General features: G+C 66.9%; 14 protein-coding genes. 5 read left to right on the forward strand and 9 right to left on the reverse strand.

Going from position 1 to position 17,864, the window contains the following annotated elements; all coding sequences use genetic code 11:
- Positions 1 to 155 precede the first annotated feature (155 nt).
- The 6 genes from FBZ88_RS26685 to pstS form a co-directional block, all read right to left on the reverse strand.
- On the reverse strand, positions 156 to 821 hold the full coding sequence (locus tag FBZ88_RS26685) for a LysE/ArgO family amino acid transporter (protein WP_145620048.1): 666 nt from the start codon (positions 819 to 821) through the stop codon (positions 156 to 158).
- A 159-nt stretch (positions 822 to 980) separates the two neighbouring features.
- Positions 981 to 2,915 carry a chloride channel protein gene (locus FBZ88_RS26690; RefSeq protein ID WP_145620049.1) on the reverse strand — a complete coding sequence of 645 codons (1,935 nt, stop codon included), beginning with the start codon at positions 2,913 to 2,915 and terminating at the stop codon, positions 981 to 983.
- A gap of 152 nt (positions 2,916 to 3,067) precedes the next feature.
- Positions 3,068 to 3,883 carry a phosphate ABC transporter ATP-binding protein PstB gene (pstB, locus tag FBZ88_RS26695; protein ID WP_040843855.1) on the reverse strand — a complete coding sequence of 272 codons (816 nt, stop codon included), beginning with the start codon at positions 3,881 to 3,883 and terminating at the stop codon, positions 3,068 to 3,070.
- A gap of 5 nt (positions 3,884 to 3,888) precedes the next feature.
- Positions 3,889 to 4,776 (reverse strand): phosphate ABC transporter permease PstA, encoded by an 888-nt coding sequence (gene pstA, locus FBZ88_RS26700; protein WP_211102811.1) that lies wholly within the window; start codon positions 4,774 to 4,776, stop codon positions 3,889 to 3,891.
- A gap of 3 nt (positions 4,777 to 4,779) precedes the next feature.
- The gene (pstC, locus tag FBZ88_RS26705) at positions 4,780 to 5,751 is read right to left on the reverse strand and encodes a phosphate ABC transporter permease subunit PstC (protein WP_088872617.1); all 972 of its coding nucleotides are present in this window, start codon (positions 5,749 to 5,751) and stop codon (positions 4,780 to 4,782) included.
- Between the two features lie 181 nt (positions 5,752 to 5,932).
- Complete coding sequence (gene pstS, locus FBZ88_RS26710) at positions 5,933 to 6,985, reverse strand: phosphate ABC transporter substrate-binding protein PstS (protein ID WP_244410793.1); 1,053 nt, start codon at positions 6,983 to 6,985, stop codon at positions 5,933 to 5,935.
- 711 nt (positions 6,986 to 7,696) lie between these two features.
- Here pstS and FBZ88_RS26720 point away from each other — a divergent pair.
- From FBZ88_RS26720 to FBZ88_RS26730, 3 genes are all read left to right on the forward strand, one after another.
- Complete coding sequence (locus tag FBZ88_RS26720) at positions 7,697 to 9,310, forward strand: OprO/OprP family phosphate-selective porin (RefSeq protein ID WP_186464611.1); 1,614 nt, start codon at positions 7,697 to 7,699, stop codon at positions 9,308 to 9,310.
- A 267-nt stretch (positions 9,311 to 9,577) separates the two neighbouring features.
- Positions 9,578 to 10,504, forward strand: a complete 927-nt coding sequence (locus tag FBZ88_RS26725) for a DUF1003 domain-containing protein (protein WP_246138876.1) — start codon at positions 9,578 to 9,580, stop codon at positions 10,502 to 10,504.
- Positions 10,505 to 10,672: 168 nt separating this feature from the next.
- Entirely contained in the window at positions 10,673 to 11,371 is a 699-nt protein-coding gene (locus FBZ88_RS26730; protein ID WP_145620050.1) for a LuxR C-terminal-related transcriptional regulator, read from the forward strand.
- A 194-nt stretch (positions 11,372 to 11,565) separates the two neighbouring features.
- Here the strand turns inward: FBZ88_RS26730 and FBZ88_RS26735 are convergent, their stop codons facing one another.
- Positions 11,566 to 12,876 (reverse strand): peptide MFS transporter, encoded by a 1,311-nt coding sequence (locus tag FBZ88_RS26735; RefSeq protein WP_186464612.1) that lies wholly within the window; start codon positions 12,874 to 12,876, stop codon positions 11,566 to 11,568.
- Positions 12,877 to 13,371: 495 nt separating this feature from the next.
- On the opposite strand from FBZ88_RS26735, the gene FBZ88_RS26740 reads away from it, so the two are divergent.
- The gene (locus tag FBZ88_RS26740) at positions 13,372 to 14,958 is read left to right on the forward strand and encodes a hypothetical protein (RefSeq protein WP_145620052.1); all 1,587 of its coding nucleotides are present in this window, start codon (positions 13,372 to 13,374) and stop codon (positions 14,956 to 14,958) included.
- A gap of 65 nt (positions 14,959 to 15,023) precedes the next feature.
- Entirely contained in the window at positions 15,024 to 15,779 is a 756-nt protein-coding gene (locus FBZ88_RS26745) for a sulfite exporter TauE/SafE family protein (protein WP_145620053.1), read from the forward strand.
- 27 nt (positions 15,780 to 15,806) lie between these two features.
- Here the strand turns inward: FBZ88_RS26745 and FBZ88_RS26750 are convergent, their stop codons facing one another.
- The gene (locus FBZ88_RS26750; protein ID WP_145620054.1) at positions 15,807 to 15,995 is read right to left on the reverse strand and encodes a hypothetical protein; all 189 of its coding nucleotides are present in this window, start codon (positions 15,993 to 15,995) and stop codon (positions 15,807 to 15,809) included.
- A 448-nt stretch (positions 15,996 to 16,443) separates the two neighbouring features.
- On the reverse strand, positions 16,444 to 17,844 hold the full coding sequence (locus FBZ88_RS26755; RefSeq protein WP_145620055.1) for a DNA recombination protein RmuC: 1,401 nt from the start codon (positions 17,842 to 17,844) through the stop codon (positions 16,444 to 16,446).
- Positions 17,845 to 17,864: the final 20 nt, after the last annotated feature.

The raw sequence follows: 17,864 nt of genomic DNA on the forward strand, positions 1-17,864 counted from the left end.
CATTCCTGGCGGAATTTTAATTGCCGTCCTTTTCTTCTATAAGATCTTTATAGTTTAAAAGCGAAGGCTTTCTTAAATCGTCGATACGATTATCAGCCAAGTTGGCCCCCACGCCCGCAGGAGAGGATAGGTGTTGTTCAGCGCCACGTCCCTATCTACTTACTAATAAAAGCCCCGACCAGATCCTGCAGGTTCTCCGGCACCAGGGAGAAGAAGCTGAGCAGGGCCATCAGGCCCACCACGCCCAGCACGACGCCGGTGCCCCGGTTGATCCACAGGACGAGGCGCGGTGTGAAGTGGTGGCGGATGAGGAAGGTGCCGCCGCACAGGATGGACCACCAGGTCAGGGACCCCAGGAACACGCCCAGGGTCATGGTGCCGGCCTTGGCGTGGTCCAGGGCGCCGCCGAAGCCCACCACCACGGTGATGATGCCCATGATGGTGATGGGGTTGGTCACCGTCAGGAACAGGCCGGTGCCGACGGAGCCGATCAGGTTGCCGGCGTCGGGCGGGCTGTTCTTGCGCTCGTGCGGTTCCTTGAGCAGCGAATGGATGGCGGCGCCCAGCAGGAAGATGCCGCCGATGAGGCGCAGTTCCTTCACGTGGCCCAGCAGAGCGTCCAGGATGGCGTTGACGCCGAAGGCCGCCACGCCGCCGAAGAAGCCGTCGGCCAGGGCGGAGCCGAAGCCGGTGGCGAGCCCCGCGATGATGCCCCGCTCCACCGTCCGCCGGATGCACAGCAGCCCGATGGGGCCGACCGGCGCCGCGATGGCCAATCCCAGGACGATACCCCGGATCAACACGCCGAAATCATCGAACAATGCGGACTATCCCTGAGAAGTAAGGCAGGCGGCACCCCGGAGGGTTCCGGGCGCGGACGCCGCACTGAACATGGGGCCGCCCCCGTGATGCAACATCGGCGCACCGGGCGCAACGCCTAAGGCGATCTATAGCCCTGTGCAGTTGAAGAGTTCGCGGCGTCAGACACCGCCGAACAGGTCGCGCACACCCAGTTCGTCGCCGCGCCGACGCTCCAGTTCCTGCGAATAGCGGCGCAGGGCGTAGGCCTCGGTCAGGTAGCCGACGACGCGGCGGCTGCTGACCCCCTCCACCACCGGCAGGCTGTCGGCGTCCCAGTCCGCGAAGCGCTGCAGGGCCATGCGCACCGACTGGTCGGGCAGCAGGAAATGCTCACGGTCGCGTGCCAGCTCCGCCGCCCGCTGGTCGGCCGGCAGCTCGTGCTGGGGGTCGTGCACGGCGTTCATGTCCACCCGGCCGGCGAAGGCGCCGTTGGGATCCAGGGCGAACACCGTCTTGGCGCTGCCGGGCGGGTAGTGGCCGCGCAGGGCGCCCAGGGTGATGTCGGCCGGCACCGTCTTGGGGTCGCCGCGCATCAGCCGGCCCACGGTCATGTCCTTGACCCAGCCGATGTCGTGACCGCCCCGGATCTGCACGCCGCGCTGGTGGAAGCGCCAGGTGGCGAAGGAATAGCCGAAGGTCTCGCGCACCAGCAGGGTGGAGGCGATGACCCCCATGAGCACACCGGCCGAGGCGCGCAGGTCGCCCGTCAGCTCCAGCACCAGCAGCACCATGGTCACGGGCGCGCCCACGACGGCGGCGGCGAAGGAGCCCATGCCCACCAGCATGACGGCGGAGCGCTGGGCCACCAGGTCCCAAGGCAGCAGGGTCCCGATGTCGGACACCATGCTGCCGAACAGGCTGCCCAGCAGCAGCGAGGCGCTGAACAGGCCGCCACGGAAGCCCGCTCCCAGGCACAGGGCGGACGCCACCACCTTTGCCACCAGCATGACGAAGGCCAGGCCCAGGCCGTAGCCATGGTCGAAGCCGTACTGCAGGGCACCCTGCCCACCCCCCAGCACCCCCGGGAGCACCAGGGCCATGGGCCCCAGCAGCAGCCCGCCCAGGACGGGGTGTAGCGCGCGGGGAATGGGCAGCTGGCGGAACAACCGTTCCGCATGCGTGACGGCCTGCATGGTGAGGATGGCCAGGGCCCCGGCGGCAAGGCCGACCAGCAGGAAGGTCGCGAAATCGCCGCCCCGGATGACCGGCGGCTCGGCCAGGATGAACAGGGCCGGGCGGTTCAGCGCCATCTGCGCCACCTGGTTCGCGACCACGGCGGCGACGCAGACGGGCGCCAGCGTCGCCATGGTGTAGGTGCCGATGACCAGTTCGAACGCGTAGAAGGCGCCCGCCAAAGGGGCGGTGAAGGCGGCGGAGATGGCCGCCGCCGCCCCACACCCCACCAACGTGCGCAGATCATTGCGCCGCAGGTTCAGCCGCCGGCCGAAGTTGGACGCCAGGCCGGCGCCGGTCTGGGTGAAAGCCGCCTCCATTCCCACCGAACCGCCGGCGCCGTGCGACACGACGATGGACAGGGTCAGGCGCAGGCTGTCGCGCAGGGACATGCGGCCGCCATACAGGGCGTTGGCTTCGATGGGGTCGACGGTGTCGCGGGCGCGGCGGAACAGCAGGCCCAGGCCCGCCAGCAGGGCGCCGCCCACCACTGGTGCGGCCAGCGCCAGGCTGGACGGGATGAACAGGGCGCTGCTGATGTGATCGCCGAACGGCACCTTGAAGGCCAGGCTGTGCAGCGCCAGCACCAGGGCGTGCAGCCCCGCCACCGCCAGGCCCACGCCGATGCCCACCGGCACGCTGAGCAGGGCCAGCGACAGCTCGGAGGAGCGCAGGCCCTTGGGCGTCAGGGCGTGGGTCAGCGCACGCCAAACCACCGGCAGGCGACGGCTGGCGCGCCGGCGGGGGCCACCCTGCTGCGCCGCCTGTTGTGGTCCATGGGTCGAGCCCACCGCCGCCGCAGCCGTTCCCTCCGCCTCTGGCGCGGACTCCGGGCCGGAGGGCGCGGCCGGTGTCTGCGGGGAAGGCGGAAAGGTATCCATGGTATCGGGGAAATGGGGCCGCGTCCGGTCAGGACAAGGGTGATAGCAGGGGACCAGCCCGATATGGACGATAAAAGCGGCGCTTCTATGGAAAAGGGCGGCCCCCCCGGAGGAGGCCGCCCTTCAGTCCCGCAACGCGGCCTTCGGCCGGATCAGCCGAAGCGGCCGGTGATGTACTGCTCGGTCTTCTCTTCCTTGGGCGCGGTGAAGATGGTGTCGGTGGCGCCGTATTCCACCAGCTCGCCCAGGTACATGAAGGCGGTGAAGTCGGAGACGCGGGCCGCCTGCTGCATGTTGTGCGTGACGATGGCGATGCAGTAGTCGGGCTTCAGCTCATCCACCAATTCCTCGATCTTGGAGGTGGAGATGGGGTCCAGCGCCGAAGTCGGCTCGTCCAGCAGCAGCACGGCCGGGCGCACGGCCACGGCGCGGGCGATGCACAGGCGCTGCTGCTGGCCGCCGGACAGCGACAGGCCGCTCTGGCGCAGCTTGTCCTTGACCTCGGTCCACAGCGCGGTCTTGCGCAGCGCCTCTTCCACGCGCACGTCCATGTCGGCGCGGCTCAGCTTCTCATACAGCCGGATGCCGTAGGCGACGTTGTCGTAGATCGACATGGGGAAGGGCGTCGGCTTCTGGAACACCATACCGACGCGGGCGCGCAGCAGGTTCAAATCCTGCTTGGGCGACAGCAGGTTCTCGCCGTCCAGCAGCACCTCACCCTCGGCCCGCTGGTTGGGGTAGAGGTCGTAGATGCGGTTCAGGATGCGCAGCAGCGTGGACTTGCCGCAGCCGGACGGGCCGATGAAGGCCGTCACCCGCTTGTCGAACAGCGGCAGGTTGATGTTACGCAGGGCGTGGAAGCCGCCGTAATAGAAGTTCAGGTTGCGGACGCTGATCTTCTCGCGCATGTCGCCATCGGTGGCGAGGGCCGCCTGGGACTGTTCCGCCGTCATGGAAAGCGCGGTCATGGGGATCACTGGCCTTTCTTGGTGCCGATGGAAGCGAGCATGCGGGCGCCGATGTTGAGCGCGAGGATGGCGACCGTGATGAGGAGCGAACCGCCCCACGCCAGGCGCTGCCAGTCCTCATACGGGCTGAGGGCGAACTGGAAGATGGTGACCGGCAGGTTCGCCATGGGAGCGTTCATGTTGACGCTCCAGAACTGGTTGTTCAGGGCGGTGAACAGCAGGGGCGCCGTCTCGCCGCTGATGCGGGCCACGGCCAGCAGGACGCCGGTCATGATGCCGCTGCGCGCGGCGCGGTAGGTCACCTGCACGATGACCTTCCAGCGCGGCGCGCCCAGGGCGGCGGCGGCCTCGCGCAGGGAACCCGGGACCAGGTTCAGCATGTCCTCGGTCGTGCGCACCACCACCGGGATGACCAGCACGGCCAGCGAGATGGAGCCCGCCCAGGCGGAAAAGTGGCCCATGGGGACCACGACGATGGTGTAGATGAACAGGCCGACGATGATGGAGGGCGCGGACAGCAGGATGTCGTTGATGAAGCGCGTCACCTCCGCCAGCTTCGTGCCCTTGCCGTATTCGGCCATGTAGGTGCCGGCCATGATGCCGATGGGCGTGCCGATCACCATGCCCAGCACCGTCATGACGATGCTGCCGAAGATGGCGTTCAGCAGGCCGCCGGTGCTGCCGGGCGGCGGGGTCATCTGGGTGAACAGGCCCAGGCTGATGGCGCTGAGGCCGTTGATCAGCAGGACCGCCAGGATCCAGACCAGCCACAGCAGGCCGAAGACGGCGGCGCCCACGGCCAGGCCCATGGTGATGGTGTTGCCAACCTTGCGGCGCTTATAGCGGCCCATCGCAAAGTTGGTGCCGGGAGGGGTGGTGTCGGTGATGGCCATGGATCAGGTCCCCGCCTTGCGGTTCATGCGCACCAGCATCAGCTTGGCCAGCGACAGCACGATGAAGGTGATCACGAAGAGCACCAGGCCCAGCGCGATCAGGGAGGAGGTGTAGGTGTCGCCCACCGCCTCGGTGAACTCGTTGGCGATGGCGGCCGAGATGGTGGTGCCCGGCGCCAGCAGCGAGGAGGCGATGCGGTGCGAATTGCCGATGACGAAGGTCACGGCCATGGTTTCACCCAGGGCTCGGCCCAGGCCCAGCATGACGCCGCCCACCAAGCCCACGCGGGTGTAGGGGATGGTGATGTCGCGCACCACCTCCCACGTCGTGGCGCCCAGGCCATAGGCGCTTTCGCGCAGCATGGCGGGCATGGTCTCGAACACGTCGCGGGTGATGGAGGTGATGAAGGGCAGGATCATGATGGCCAGGATCAGGCCGGCCGTCAGCACGCCGATGCCGTAGGGCGGGCCCTTGAACCAGGCGCCGATGCCCGGGATGGTGCCCAGCGTGTTGATCAGGAAGGGTTGCACGGTCCGCTGCAGGAAGGGCGCGAACACGAACAGGCCCCAGATGCCGTAGATGATGCTGGGGATGCCGGCCAGCAGCTCGACCGCGATGCCGATGGGCCGCTTGGCCCAGGCGGGACACAGCTCGGTCAGGAAGATGGCGATGCCGAAACTGACGGGCACGCCCACCAGCATGGCGATGGCCGAGGTGACCAGCGTGCCGTAGATGGGCGCCAGGGCGCCGAACTTCTCCGTCACCGGGTTCCAGATCTCGGTCGTGACGAAGCCGAAGCCGAAGGCCTTCAGGGCCGGCAACGCGCCGTGTATGAGCGAGATGATCACACCGCCCAGGAGCGTCAGCACCAGGAGGGCGAAAAACAGGGTGGCGCCGCGAAACAGAAGGTCGTTGCGGCGCTGCGTGCGCGCCCGCGGACTTTCCGCGCTGATGTCCGATGCCTTTACCGCCATGTCCACCAAAGCACCCCTCCGGCCGTAGGCCCTGCGATAACCCGAAACGCGATGACCTAAAAAACCCGGATGTCTATCAAGGAAGCCGACAAAGAGGGAGAGGAGCCGTAGGCGACCCCTCTCCCGACCTTTGTCCCCCGGGGCCAAAGCCCCGCGGGCGCTTCCTTTTACCCGAGGACTCTTACTTCGACCAGACGGGCTTGCCGTCGGCGGTCTTCACCGTGCTCCAGGACTTCTCGACCTGGGCGACCACGGCGGCCGGCATCGGGACGTAGTCCAGCTGCTCGGCGGCGGCCTGGCCGTTGTTGTACGCCCAGTCGAAGAACTTCAGGGCCTCGGCGACGGCGGCGCCGTCCTGCGGCTGGCTGTAGACCAGGATGAAGCTGGCGCCGGTGATCGGCCAGCTGTCGGCACCGGGCTGATCGACCAGCACCAGGTAGAAGCCCGGGGCGTTGGCCCAGTCGGCACCGGCGGCGGCGGCCTGGAAGGCCTTGATCTCCGGGCTGACGACCTTGCCGTCGTGGTTCTTCAGCTTGGTGTAGGTCAGGGTGTTCTGCTTGGCGTAGGCGTACTCGACGTAGCCGATGGCGCCGTCGGTCAGCTTCACCATGTTGGCGACGCCTTCATTGCCCTTGGCGCCCAGGCCGGCAGCCCACTGCACCGAGGTGTTGGCACCGACGCGCTCCGCGAATTCCTTGTCTTCCTTGGACAGGTAGGTGGTCCACAGGAAGTTCGTACCCGACCCGTCGGAACGGTACACCGGGACGATGGAGGTCTTGGGCAGGTTCAGGCCGGGGTTCTGCGCCTTGATGGCCGGGTCGTCCCACGAGGCGATCTGGCCCAGGTAGATCTTGGCGATGGTCGGGCCATCCAGCTGGATTTGGCCGGGGGCGATGCCCTTCACGTTCACGACCGGGACGACGCCGCCCATGATCATCGGGAACTGCTGCAGGCCCGCTTCCTTCAGCTCTTCAGCCTTCAGGGGCATGTCGGAGGCGCCGAACGTGACCGTCTTCGCCTTGATCTGCTTGATGCCGCCGCCGGAACCGATGGACTGGTAGTTCAGGCCCACGCCGGTCTTGGCCTTATAGGCCTCGGCCCACTTGGCGTAGATGGGGTACGGGAAGGTGGCGCCGGCGCCGCTGATGTCGGCAGCCTGGGCGGCGCCCACCATCACCACCGCGGCCGCGGCGGCAACCATGCCCTTCAGCAGGTTCTTCGGTTGAAAGTTCACGGGATTCCCCCACGGGTTGGAACGTCTTAGTCGACCATCTCGGGGCCCCGGCCGATCCGCCCAGGGGTAGACCCCCGCGACCGCTTCCTGATCCCGTCTCGACGGGCGGACCCTAGATTCCGGGTCCTGAACCTTTGGTGACGAGTTTGTTACAGTTTTATGAAACCGTGGGCGTTTTGTCGCAGGACCACCCCTCGTTCACGCCCCGTACCGGCCGCCGGCCCTGACGTGCCGCGGCAATACCAGCCGGAACCCGGCGGCTCTCATGAGTCAACGCCGATTCTCAATTTCTTTTCAAGAGTCGGCGGACGCGCAGCCCATCGCCATTTTTTCTGCGCCGCAGCGGCATCCCCGTGGTCGCCATAAGCAGGCCCCGGGGTGCGCCCTATTCACAACACTATAGATGCAGTCGATCCGCCCGCCCTCTTTTTCAGGGCCGCCAGCCCCGTCCGGACTCTACTGCTGTAGTCCCGAATTTGTTGCGCCGCCTTACTTTAAGGCCGCTAAAACGCCCGACTCGAAACTGTTGCAGCGGCGCCACAGCTAGCCCCTTTCATAAATCTGTCAACCTTTAGCAGTCTCGCTGTCATGCTATATTGCTACCGAGCGCTTCGTTAGGGCCGCAGCCCAAACGCTCCAAACGCGTGACGTCGGCCCCGAAACCCGGGATTGGGCGGCATGCCGTAGACCGGATGATGGGAGAATCTAGGAATGAACCTGAAGACCGTGTTGCTCGCTGGCACGGTGCTGGGCGTGGCTTTCGCCGCCGCCGGCGCCTCCGCTGCAGAGACCAAGAAGTCGAACGCCGCCTCCGCCACTGCCGCCGCCGCCGCCACCCCGCTGGCCACCCAGGCGCAGATCGACGCCCTGAACAAGCAGATCCAGGCGCTGCAGGCGCAGTTGCAGGCGATCTCGGCCCAGACCGACGCCGCCAACAAGGCCGCCGCCGAGTCCAAGGCCGCCGCCGAGAAGGCCGCCACCTCGGCCACCGCCGCCACGGCGAACCTGCCCAGCATCACCTTCCCCAACGGCGTGCCGACCTTCACGTCTGCGGACAAGGCGTTCAGCTTCCAGCCCGTCGGCCGCATCCACCTGGATTACGGATACAACTTCCAGGACGCCAAGAATCCGGATACTCGCGCCAATAAGGACATCACCGACGGCTTCAACTTCCGTCGCGCCTACATCGGCTTCGCCGGCAAGGCCTTCAACGACTTCACCTACAACGTGACGGCCGACTTCCCGGGCCGCTTCAACCAGTCCGGCCGCCTGCAGACCGCCCAGCTGACCTACACCGGCTACAAGGGCTGGCTGATCGACGTCGGCGCCATGCAGCCGGCCTTCACCTTCGAAGACAGCATCAGCTCCAACGACATCGGCCTGCTGGAACGTCCCGGCATCAACAACGTCGTCACCGGCCTGATCGCCAGCGAAGGCCGCCTGTCGGCCGGCGTGCGCACCTTCGGCGACAACTACTTCGCCGACGTCTACCTGACCGGTAACAGCGTCAATACCAGCCCGTTCGGCAGCACCACCGTGCTGACCAGCACCGGCGGCGCGACCGCCTCGGTCACGTCCAGCGCCGTGACCGGTGTCGCCGACGATCAGAAGGCCGCCTTCGCCCGCGCCGCCTTCCGGCCCATCAACGATGAGCACACCATCGTCCACATCGCCGGCGACGTCGGCTACATGTACGCCCCGCCGCAGACCAACGGCGTGAACGCCGCCGGTTCGCACGTGTTGGCCCTGTCCGAGCGTCCGGAAAACCGCTACGGCGGCCTGGGCTCCATCCTGAACACCGGCAACATCAACGCCGACAGCGTCGCCATCTACGGCGGCGAGCTGGCCGCCCGCTACGACAGCTTCTGGGCCCAGGGCGAAGGCTACCAGATCGACGTGAAGCGCCGTAAGGACCTGTCCACGGCCACCAACGACCCGAGCTTCTTCGGCTACTACGCCGAAGCCGGCTGGGTCCTGACCGGCCAGAAGCGCAACTACGTCGCCAACCAGGGCGCCTTCAGCGCCCCGACGGTGGACAAGCCCCTGAACCCCGGTGCCGGCCAGTGGGGCACCTGGGAAGCCGTGGCGCGCTACAGCTTCCTGAACCTGAACTCCGACACCTGGGCCACCAACACCGCCAACCGCGTGCGCGGCGGCCAGCAGGAAGTGTGGACCCTGGGCCTGAACTGGTACATGACCAGCAACGTCCGCTTCATGCTGGACTACCAGTTCATCGACCTGAAGAAGTACTCGTCCGCCACCAACAACACCCAGGTGGGCGACAACTGGCAGTCCCTGGGCGGGCGCGTTCAGTTCACGTTCTAAGGCCAGTTCACGTTTTAAGGCTTGTCCCCTTCGGGGAGACATCCTGTACAAGGGAAACCCCGCCGGTTCGCCGGCGGGGTTTTTCTTTACCTGCGACACTTGCGCACGGGGGGGGCCGGGCGGACGGAACACATCTTCCCCTATGGTGATCGCGGAAAATTGTCATAGTTCGGTTATAGAAACACCTGTCAGCGTTTAGGTTGCGCCCCGGCGGGTGCTGGGCCAAAACGGCCTGAGGCGTGATGCCGGATCAAGAGGACGAGTGCGATGGATGAGGGGCGTGGCGGCATGAACCCGCAGGACGAGAACGCGGCGCAGCCGGCGAGGGACGCGCAGCAGGACGCCGCCATCGCCGCCGAGCTGGCGGCCGAGGCGGAAGAGCTGGCCGACATCGACCTGGGCGACGAGGGCGGCGACGAGGGCGGCGACGATGACGGCCTTGATGGCGCGGAGGAAGAGCCCGGATTGGACGGCGCCCCGCCATCGGACGGCACGGCGCCCGCCGGCGGCAAGCGCGTGGCCTGCGGCGTCACCGGCAAGCTGCGCCCCAAGCGCGACCTTATCAGCCTGGATACCCTACGCCCCAGCCTGGCCGTACGCATCCGCCGCGACCACCCCGGCCTGCCGCCCGACGCCCTGGTCAGCCGCGGCGTGGTCGCCCGCTACCGCTCCCTGTATGTCGAGGAACTGCTGCAGCAGGAAAAGGGCGAGCTTACGGAACTGGACCGCCAGGTGGCGGAAAGCATCGCCACCCATGAGACCCTGGCGGAGAACATCGAGGAAGGCTACGCCGAGGAGCGTACCCTGGGCGAGCGCATGTCGGACCATCTGGCCAGCTTCGGCGGTAGTTGGACCTTCATCCTCACCTTCGGCGGCTTCCTGATCGTCTGGATGATCATCAGCAGCTTCCAAGGGGATAAGTCTTTCGATCCCTATCCCTTCATCCTGCTTAACCTCATCCTCTCCTGCCTGGCCGCCATCCAGGCGCCCATCATCATGATGAGCCAGAAGCGGCAGGAGGCGAAGGATCGCCTGCGGTCCGAGAACGACTACCGCGTCAACCTCAAGGCGGAGCTGGAGATCCGCCACCTGCACGAAAAAATTGATTATCTTATCCAGCGGCAGTGGAAGCGGCTCACCGAGATTCAGCAGCTGCAACTTGAGATTATGCAGGAAAAGCGCTACCGCCGCTGACCCATCTATCCCTTTTGAGCGGCATTCCGGCTATTCCTGGCTAGCTAACGCGGGTTGGATACGCGAAAGGGCTAAGGCGACCGGACACAAGTGAGGGTTGTCTAACGGACCGAAAGAGCCAATATTAAACACTCCGATCTAGTTGCATCTGCGTCGGAGGTTTGGATCATGGCCACCCATGATGTTCTGGTGATAGACCCGAGTACCCTGTTCCGTCAGGGCTTAAGGCAACTGCTGCCGCAGGATTTTCGCGTGGTTTCCGAAGCGCGCGATGTCGAGGCGGCACGGGCGGAGCTGTCCGCCCCCACACCAAATGATATATCCGGCGCCAAGCCATCCGGCCGTGGCATCGCCCTGGTCCTGTTCGACGTGACGGACGCAGGGGAATTCCGGGCGGCGGCCAGCCAGCTGCACAACCTGTTCCCCGAGGCCCGCCTGGTCTATCTGACCAACGGGTTCGACGCGCCGCGCCTGCGCATGGCGCTGGAGGCCGGGATCGACGGCTACCTGACCAAGGACCGTTCTTCCAACGCGCTGATCCAGTCGCTGCACTTGGTCATGCTGGGCGAGAAGGTGTTCCCTTCCGATCTGGCCTTGCTGCTGACCCAGCAGAACCACGCCGGCGGCGTCGGCGCCGGCAGCCCGCACAAGGGCCTGTCGATGCGGGAAACGCAAATCCTGCGGGCCCTGGTCAAGGGTGAGAGCAACAAGGTGATCGCCAACGGCCTGCACATCACCGAAGCGACGGTGAAGGTCCACCTGAAGAGCCTGCTGCGCAAGATCAACTGCAACAACCGCACCCAGGCCGCCATCTGGGCGCTGAACAATGGCTTGACGGAAGCGACCCCCACGGCGGGCGCGGCCTGAAAGGAAGCACCGGACCACGGGTGACACGCCCGCTGGAATCCGATCAAACCTTGGAAACTACCCGGGGGCGCATCGCCGGCCCCCCCTGAAGCCCGCGCGATTTCAAGCGGGCCCAATCGGCGGGACCAAGAAAAAGGCCGCTGTCCCAGGCAGGGGACGGCGGCCTTTTCTTTTCGAACGCTGGCGACCCCGGCTTACGCCACCGCCAGCACCCGCTGGCGGCGCAGGGCGACGCCGTAGAAGATAGCCCCCGCCAGCACCAGCAACGCCACCTGGCCGCCGAAATAGGCGAAGGGCGACAGGCGGTCATAGAGCTGGACGTACAGCCCACCCACCATGTCGCCGGCGAAAACCGTGAGATAGAACACGGCCGTGATGGACGACTTCAGCCGGGCCGGGGCCTCCATGTACGCCCACTGCAGGCCGATCATGCTGATGCACAGCTCACCGAAGCCCAGCACGATGTTGGACACCAGCATGAACCAGATGCTGACCGGATGGTCCTTGGTGGCCAGCAACCCGGCCAGCGCCATGATGGCGATGGACAGGCCGGTGATGCCGAAGCCCACGAACACCTTGGTGCGCGCCGGGGTCAGCGTGCCCCGGCGGCGGTCCACCCACCCCCAGAAGGCGTTGAAGATGGGGGTCAGCAGGATGATCATCAGCGGGTTGACCGCCTGCAGCTGGTCCGGTGTCAGGTTAAAGCCGAAGGGCCACAGGTTCAGGTCGATGTAGTCGCGGGCGAAAAACACCCAGGTCGTGGCCGTCTGGTCATAGGCCATCCAGAACACCAGGATCATGGGGAAGCCCAGCAGCATGCGCACCAGGCGCGTACGTTCCTCCGGCGTCATGCCGCCGGCGGGTTGTCCGGCCTTGGCGCGGGCCGCGGCGCGGTCGGCGGCGTTTTCCTGCGGGTAGAAGCGCTTGCCGGCGGCGAACACCACCAGGGCCACCGTCATCAGGGCCGCCGGCAGCATCAGCGCCACCTGGTAGCCCGCCTTGTCGCGCACCCAGGGCAGCGCGTAGGAGGTGACGAAGCCGCCGATGTTGATGGCCACGTAGAAGTAGCTGAAGGCCTTGTCCATCAGGGCTTCCTTGCCCTGCTCCTGGTACATGCGGGCCATCATGGGGCTGACGTTGGGTTTGATGGCGCCGGCACCCATGGCCAGCATGGCCAGGCTGGCGTACAGCATCCACGGGCTGCTGGCGAAGCCCAGCACCACCTGGCCGAAGATGTAGGGGAAGGAGAAGAAGATGATGGTGGGATAGCGGCCCAGCCAACGGTCGGCGATGACGCCGCCGATAAGGGGCAAGGCGTAGCAGGACGCCATGAAAATCTGGATGACGGTGGCCGCGTCGCTGTCCGAGAAGCCCAGCTGCGAGGTGATGTAGAGCGCCAGCAATGTCCGCATGCCGTAGTAGCAGGCGCGCTCGGCCAACTCACCCCAGAAGACGAACCAGAAACCCACCGGATGCCGAACGCGTGCCGTGACCTGTGCCTGCATGCCCAAATCCTTGGAAAAATTGGTGCCTATCCCGCGGCCCCCTACAGAACGGGTGCGCCCGGACATCCCGCAACCGGGATGCGGCGGCCTTGCCCATTCACGCCCGCGCTGCCCTTTCGCCGTCGGCCCCCAAAGCCGTCGCGGCGGATATGCCCACCTGTTGTCCATCATGGTCGCCGCACCCCACCCGGGGCCGGCGCCGTTGTCAGCCTGCTTCGTTAGGGGAATCGCGCCCGCGACACAAGCCGGGAATCACAAAACGACAGCGCATCAAAAAATTTAAGCGGGAGCCGCCCAAGCCGGCGCCCCTCCGGCAAGGCCGCGCCGCCCTTGCCGTCCAACAATCGCAGGCGACTCCACCGCGGTTCCGGAACAGCGCGGACTGAGGCAAAGTGTAGCGCCAGCATAAACAGGGGATCCCATATTCCCCTTTCGCTGGCCGTGTGCCTTTTGATTGTCTTGTGCGCTGCGGGAGCGCCCTGTTAATTGGCGGGGATGATGGTTGCCCTGGATGCCGACGCGCGCAGCGATGCCCGCCACCGTAGCTTGGACCTGCCCGTGGCGACGGTGCTGGGCCTTCTCGCCTTGGCGGTGGTCCTGGCCCCCCTGTTCTTCGTGCTGGTGCCGCCGCTGACGGACTACGCCAACCATCTGGCCCGCATGGACATCATCGCGCACCTGGGGCAGGAGCCCCTGCTGCAGCGCTTCTACGCCATCGACTGGCAGGTCATTCCCAACTTGGCCATGGACCTGGTGACGCCGCCCATGGTCAAGGTCGTGGGCGTGTTCATCGCCGGCAAGCTGTTCATCGCCGCCATCATCATCAGCATCGTCACCGGCACCTGGGCCCTGCACCGAGCCCTGCACCGGGCGGAGCATGGCCCCGGCGGCGCCAACGCGCTGCTGGCCATGGCCTTCATGTACAACGGCATCTTCCTGCTGGGCTTCACCAACTTCCTGTTCGGCATCGGCCTGGCGCTGTGGGGCACGGCCATCCGGCTGTCGCTGCGCCGCCGGTCGCACCTGCAACGCCTGGCGGCCTCCACCGCCACGGTGCTGGTGCTGTTCGTCTGCCATCTGTTCGCCGTCGGCCTCTATGGCATGGCCATCTTCTGCCTGGAGGCGCCGGGCCTGCTGCGCCGGCCGTGGCGTCAGGCGTTGCGCCACCTGGGCCTGATGGGCCTGCCCTTCCTGGTGGTCCTGCCGCTGCTGGCGGCCAGCCCGACGATGGGCCTGGCCGACCAGGTGGTTTGGAGCTGGGTGGGCAAGGGCGAGGGCTTGCGCTTCCTGGTCACCACTTTCCATGAGAATTGGGAGGTGCCGCTGGGCCTGGCGGGCCTGGGCGTGGTCGCCGCCCTGCTGGCCACCCGGCGCATGCACCTACACGCCGCCGGCTGGATGCTGCTGGCCACCGGCGCCGTGACCTATGTCGCCATGCCCACCATCCTGTTCGGCTCGGCCTACGCCGACGAGCGGCTGCCGGTGGCGCTGCTGTTCCTGGGCCTGGGCTTCGTGCGGTTCGACTTCCGCAGCCGCCTGGGTCGCATGATCGCCCTGGCCGCCATCCTGGCCATCATCGTGGCCCGCAGCGTGGTCATGATCGGCGACTGGCTGCCCCTGAGCCAGGTCTACAAGGACATGCGCGCGTCCATGGCGGCGGTGGAGCCCGGGTCCACCATCCTGGTGGCGGAGGCGACGGTGCCCACGGGCGACGTCAACTTCAACGCCGCCTTCAGCCATGCGCCCTGCCTGGCCATCATCGACCGCCAAAGCCTGGTCAGCACCGCCTTCAGCGTGGCCGGCAAGCAAATCCTGACCGTGAAGCCCGCCTACACCGAGCGCGTGGACCGTGAGGACGGCGACCCGCCCAGCACGGGCGAGATGGTGAAGGCCGTGACCAATCCCCTGCCCCCCGGCACCTATTTCTGGCAGGACTGGCAGCGGGACTATGACTACGTCATCGTCCTGAACACCGAAGCTGGACATCGGGAGTTGACGGGCCTGGCCGACCTGGTTCATGAGGGCAAGGGGTTCCAGCTCTATCGCGTGTTGCACGACGCGATGCCGGCCCCCGCCCCCTGATCAGACCGCCCGGGAACGGGGCGGCGGTTGGGGAAGCGCCCGCCACCAACCGCACCGGACATCCGATGGATCCCTGGACCTGGGCCTTGCTGATCGGCGCCGCCTTCGCGGCCGGCGTCCTGAACGCCGTCGCCGGCGGCGGCAGTTTCCTGGGCTTCCCCGCCCTGGTGTTCGCCGGCCTGCCGCCGGTGACGGCCAATGCCACCAACACCGTGGCCCTGTTTCCCGGATCGTTCGCCAGCGTCTACGCCTACCGGCGGGAGTTCCAGCCCATCCAGGGCGTGGGCATGGTGCCCATGGTGGTGGTCAGTCTGGTGGGCAGTGTCGCCGGTGCCCTGCTGCTGCTGTGGACGCCCGAGAGCGTGTTCGTGGCCCTGGTGCCCTGGCTGATGCTGATGGCCACCTTGGTCTTCGCCTTCGGCCGCCGCCTGGCCGGCCTGCTGCAGGACAGCGTGCGCCTGACGCCCACGGCGCTGCTGTGCTGCCAGTTCGTCATCGCCATTTACGGGGGCTATTACGGCGGCGGCGTCGGCATCCTGTCCATGGCGGCCATGACCCTGTTCGGTCTGCGCGACATGCACGCCATGAACGCGTGGAAGACCCTGCTCAGCGGCAGCCTGAACGCCATCGCGACGGTGACCTTCGCCCTCAGCGGCCGCGTGGTCTGGGCCCCGGCCCTGGTCATGATGGTCTCCGCCATCGCCGGCGGCTATCTGGGCGCCGCCGTGGCCCGTCAACTGCCCGGCGACTATGTCCGCCGCTTCGTCATCGTCACCGGCGTGGCGATGACGCTGTATTTCTTCGGGAAGACGTACCTTTAGGGTCCCGACCGATCTCGCGGGAGGGGATCAGTGCCCGGCCTGGCCATCGGCCAGCTGGGCGGGGCCGGCGGGCGCGGCCTGGGCCTCGTCCACCGTTGCATCGGGTGCCGCGCTCAGCACCACCAGGGTTAGAAATGCGGACACCACCACCAGAACCGCCAAGTCAAGGCCCCGGTCGCTCAGACGACGCGTCAGGCTGGTGATAAGGCTGGTCATGGGCAAGGTCCCCGGCGGATGCCGGAGAAGGTTCCGGCAGTGCTGATACGGGCGGCTTGCCGCAACCTTGCGCTTTAAAACCACGCACCGCTGAAAAAAAGACGGCCGCGCCGCCATGGGGTGCCCAGACTGAATCCCCAAGGCCAGCGCGGCCGCCTGCGGGGGCTTTGGGAGCCCCCCTTCCCTTGGGCCCGGGACCGCACCCCCGTCATGGCACCCTCCGCAATTACGGGGGCGCCTGCCACCCTGTCAGGGGCCGGATAGGAGCGTGTGGTGTCGTCCCGATGCCATAGGCGCGATCCCAATCCCTGCTTCTTTTTTGCCGGGGTGGGCGCGACGCCACAACCCCTGGTCGATTGGCTTGAGGATTACTGATTGAGACAACGCTGTCAAGCCTGGTGCAGCACGCTGCGGATGGCACCGCGTCACAGCGGCGAGACAGGTTTTGTCAGGTCAGGGCTAGGGCGCCGGCGGCTTCCAGGGCCGCCGCCTTGTCTTCCAGCCCATCCTCGCGCAGGTCGACGGGAATGGCCTTGGAGGTTTTGGCGCCCATGTCCTTCAGCTGTTCCACCTGGCGCACCAGATTGCCGGTGCCGGTGCTGAGCTTGGTCATGGCGCCGCTGTAACTTTTCTGCACGCGGTCCAGCTGGGTACCCAGGCTGCGCATGTCCTCCAGGAAGCCGACGAACTTGTCGTACAGCTTGCCGGCGCGGTCGGCGATGGCCTCGGCGTTGCGGTTGCGGCGTTCCACCTGCCAGACGTTGGCCACGGTGCGCAGCGCGACCATCAAGGTCGTGGGGGTGGCGATGGCCACGTTCATGTCGGCGGCGTAGGCCGTCAGCGCCGGATCCTCCTGCACCGCCACCGCCAGGGCCCCCTCGATGGGCACGAACATCAGGACATAGTCCAGGCCGCTGCCCACGGCGCCGGTATAGTCCTTGGACCCCAGGGTCTTGATGTGGGTGCGCAGGGAAACGACATGGCGCGCCAGCGCCGCCATGCGCGCCACCTCATCCTCCGCGTTCACATGCGCCTCGAACGCGGTCAGCGACACCTTGGCGTCGATCACCACCCGCTGGCCGCCCGGCAAATTCACCACCACGTCGGGGCGCAGGCGGCCGCCATCGGCGTCCGTACGGCTCTCCTGCGTCACATACTCCTCGCCCTCGCGCAGGCCGGAGCGTTCCAGGATGGTGGACAGGATCATTTCACCCCAGGCGCCCTGCGTCTGGGCCTTGCCCTTCAGCGCCTGGGTCAGGTTGTGCGTCTCGCTGGTCATGCGGGCGCTGGTGTCGGTCAGTTGGCGGATCTGCTGCGCCAGTGCCGCACGGTCCTTGGCGCTTTCCGTATGGGCCAGCTGCAGGCCCTGCTGGAACTCCACCATGCGATCGCGCAAGGGCGCCAGCAGGCCATCCAGCTGGGTGCGATTCTGCTTGGCGAAGGTCTCGCCGTGGCGGGTCATGACCTCATCGGCCAGGACCTTGAACTCCCTGGCCATGGTCTCGCGCGCCTGGGTCAGCAGGGCCATCTTCTCTTCCGCCTGCCGCAGCTCGCGCGCCAGCGCCTCCTTGGACGCCGCCAGCGCCTGGCTGAGGCGGGCGCCCTCCTCCCGCACCGTGGCCAGGTCCCGCTCCAGCAGGGGCACACGCGAGGCCCGTTCGCCCTCCACCGCCAGGCGGCGGTCGGCCTCGGCCTTGGCCACGCGCAGGTCGGCCAGGTCGGCCTCCAGCATCGCCAGCCGCTCGGCCTGCGCCGCGCGGGCGCCCGCCCCCGCCACGCGGACGGCGACCAGGGCCACGACCAGCGCCGCGACGAAACCGAGGGCCAATGAAATGAGATCGAGCGACATGGGACGGCGTCCTGCTCAAG

This window comes from Nitrospirillum bahiense, assembly GCF_007828025.1.
In the GTDB taxonomy this organism is placed as follows: Bacteria; Pseudomonadota; Alphaproteobacteria; order Azospirillales; family Azospirillaceae; genus Nitrospirillum; species Nitrospirillum amazonense.

Excerpts from the sequence above, each read along its gene's own strand:
- FBZ88_RS26740 (WP_145620052.1), top strand. The coding sequence starts at position 13,372 with ATGATGGTTGCCCTGGATGCCGACGCGCGCAGCGATGCCCGCCACCGT.
- FBZ88_RS26750 (WP_145620054.1), bottom strand. The coding sequence starts at position 15,995 with ATGACCAGCCTTATCACCAGCCTGACGCGTCGTCTGAGCGACCGGGGC.
- FBZ88_RS26745 (WP_145620053.1), top strand. The coding sequence starts at position 15,024 with ATGGATCCCTGGACCTGGGCCTTGCTGATCGGCGCCGCCTTCGCGGCC.
- pstB (WP_040843855.1), bottom strand. The coding sequence starts at position 3,883 with ATGACCGCGCTTTCCATGACGGCGGAACAGTCCCAGGCGGCCCTCGCC.
- FBZ88_RS26755 (WP_145620055.1), bottom strand. The coding sequence starts at position 17,844 with ATGTCGCTCGATCTCATTTCATTGGCCCTCGGTTTCGTCGCGGCGCTG.
- FBZ88_RS26730 (WP_145620050.1), top strand. The coding sequence starts at position 10,673 with ATGGCCACCCATGATGTTCTGGTGATAGACCCGAGTACCCTGTTCCGT.
- FBZ88_RS26690 (WP_145620049.1), bottom strand. The coding sequence starts at position 2,915 with ATGGATACCTTTCCGCCTTCCCCGCAGACACCGGCCGCGCCCTCCGGC.
- FBZ88_RS26725 (WP_246138876.1), top strand. The coding sequence starts at position 9,578 with ATGGATGAGGGGCGTGGCGGCATGAACCCGCAGGACGAGAACGCGGCG.
- FBZ88_RS26720 (WP_186464611.1), top strand. The coding sequence starts at position 7,697 with ATGAACCTGAAGACCGTGTTGCTCGCTGGCACGGTGCTGGGCGTGGCT.
- FBZ88_RS26735 (WP_186464612.1), bottom strand. The coding sequence starts at position 12,876 with ATGCAGGCACAGGTCACGGCACGCGTTCGGCATCCGGTGGGTTTCTGG.
- pstA (WP_211102811.1), bottom strand. The coding sequence starts at position 4,776 with ATGGCCATCACCGACACCACCCCTCCCGGCACCAACTTTGCGATGGGC.
- pstC (WP_088872617.1), bottom strand. The coding sequence starts at position 5,751 with ATGGCGGTAAAGGCATCGGACATCAGCGCGGAAAGTCCGCGGGCGCGC.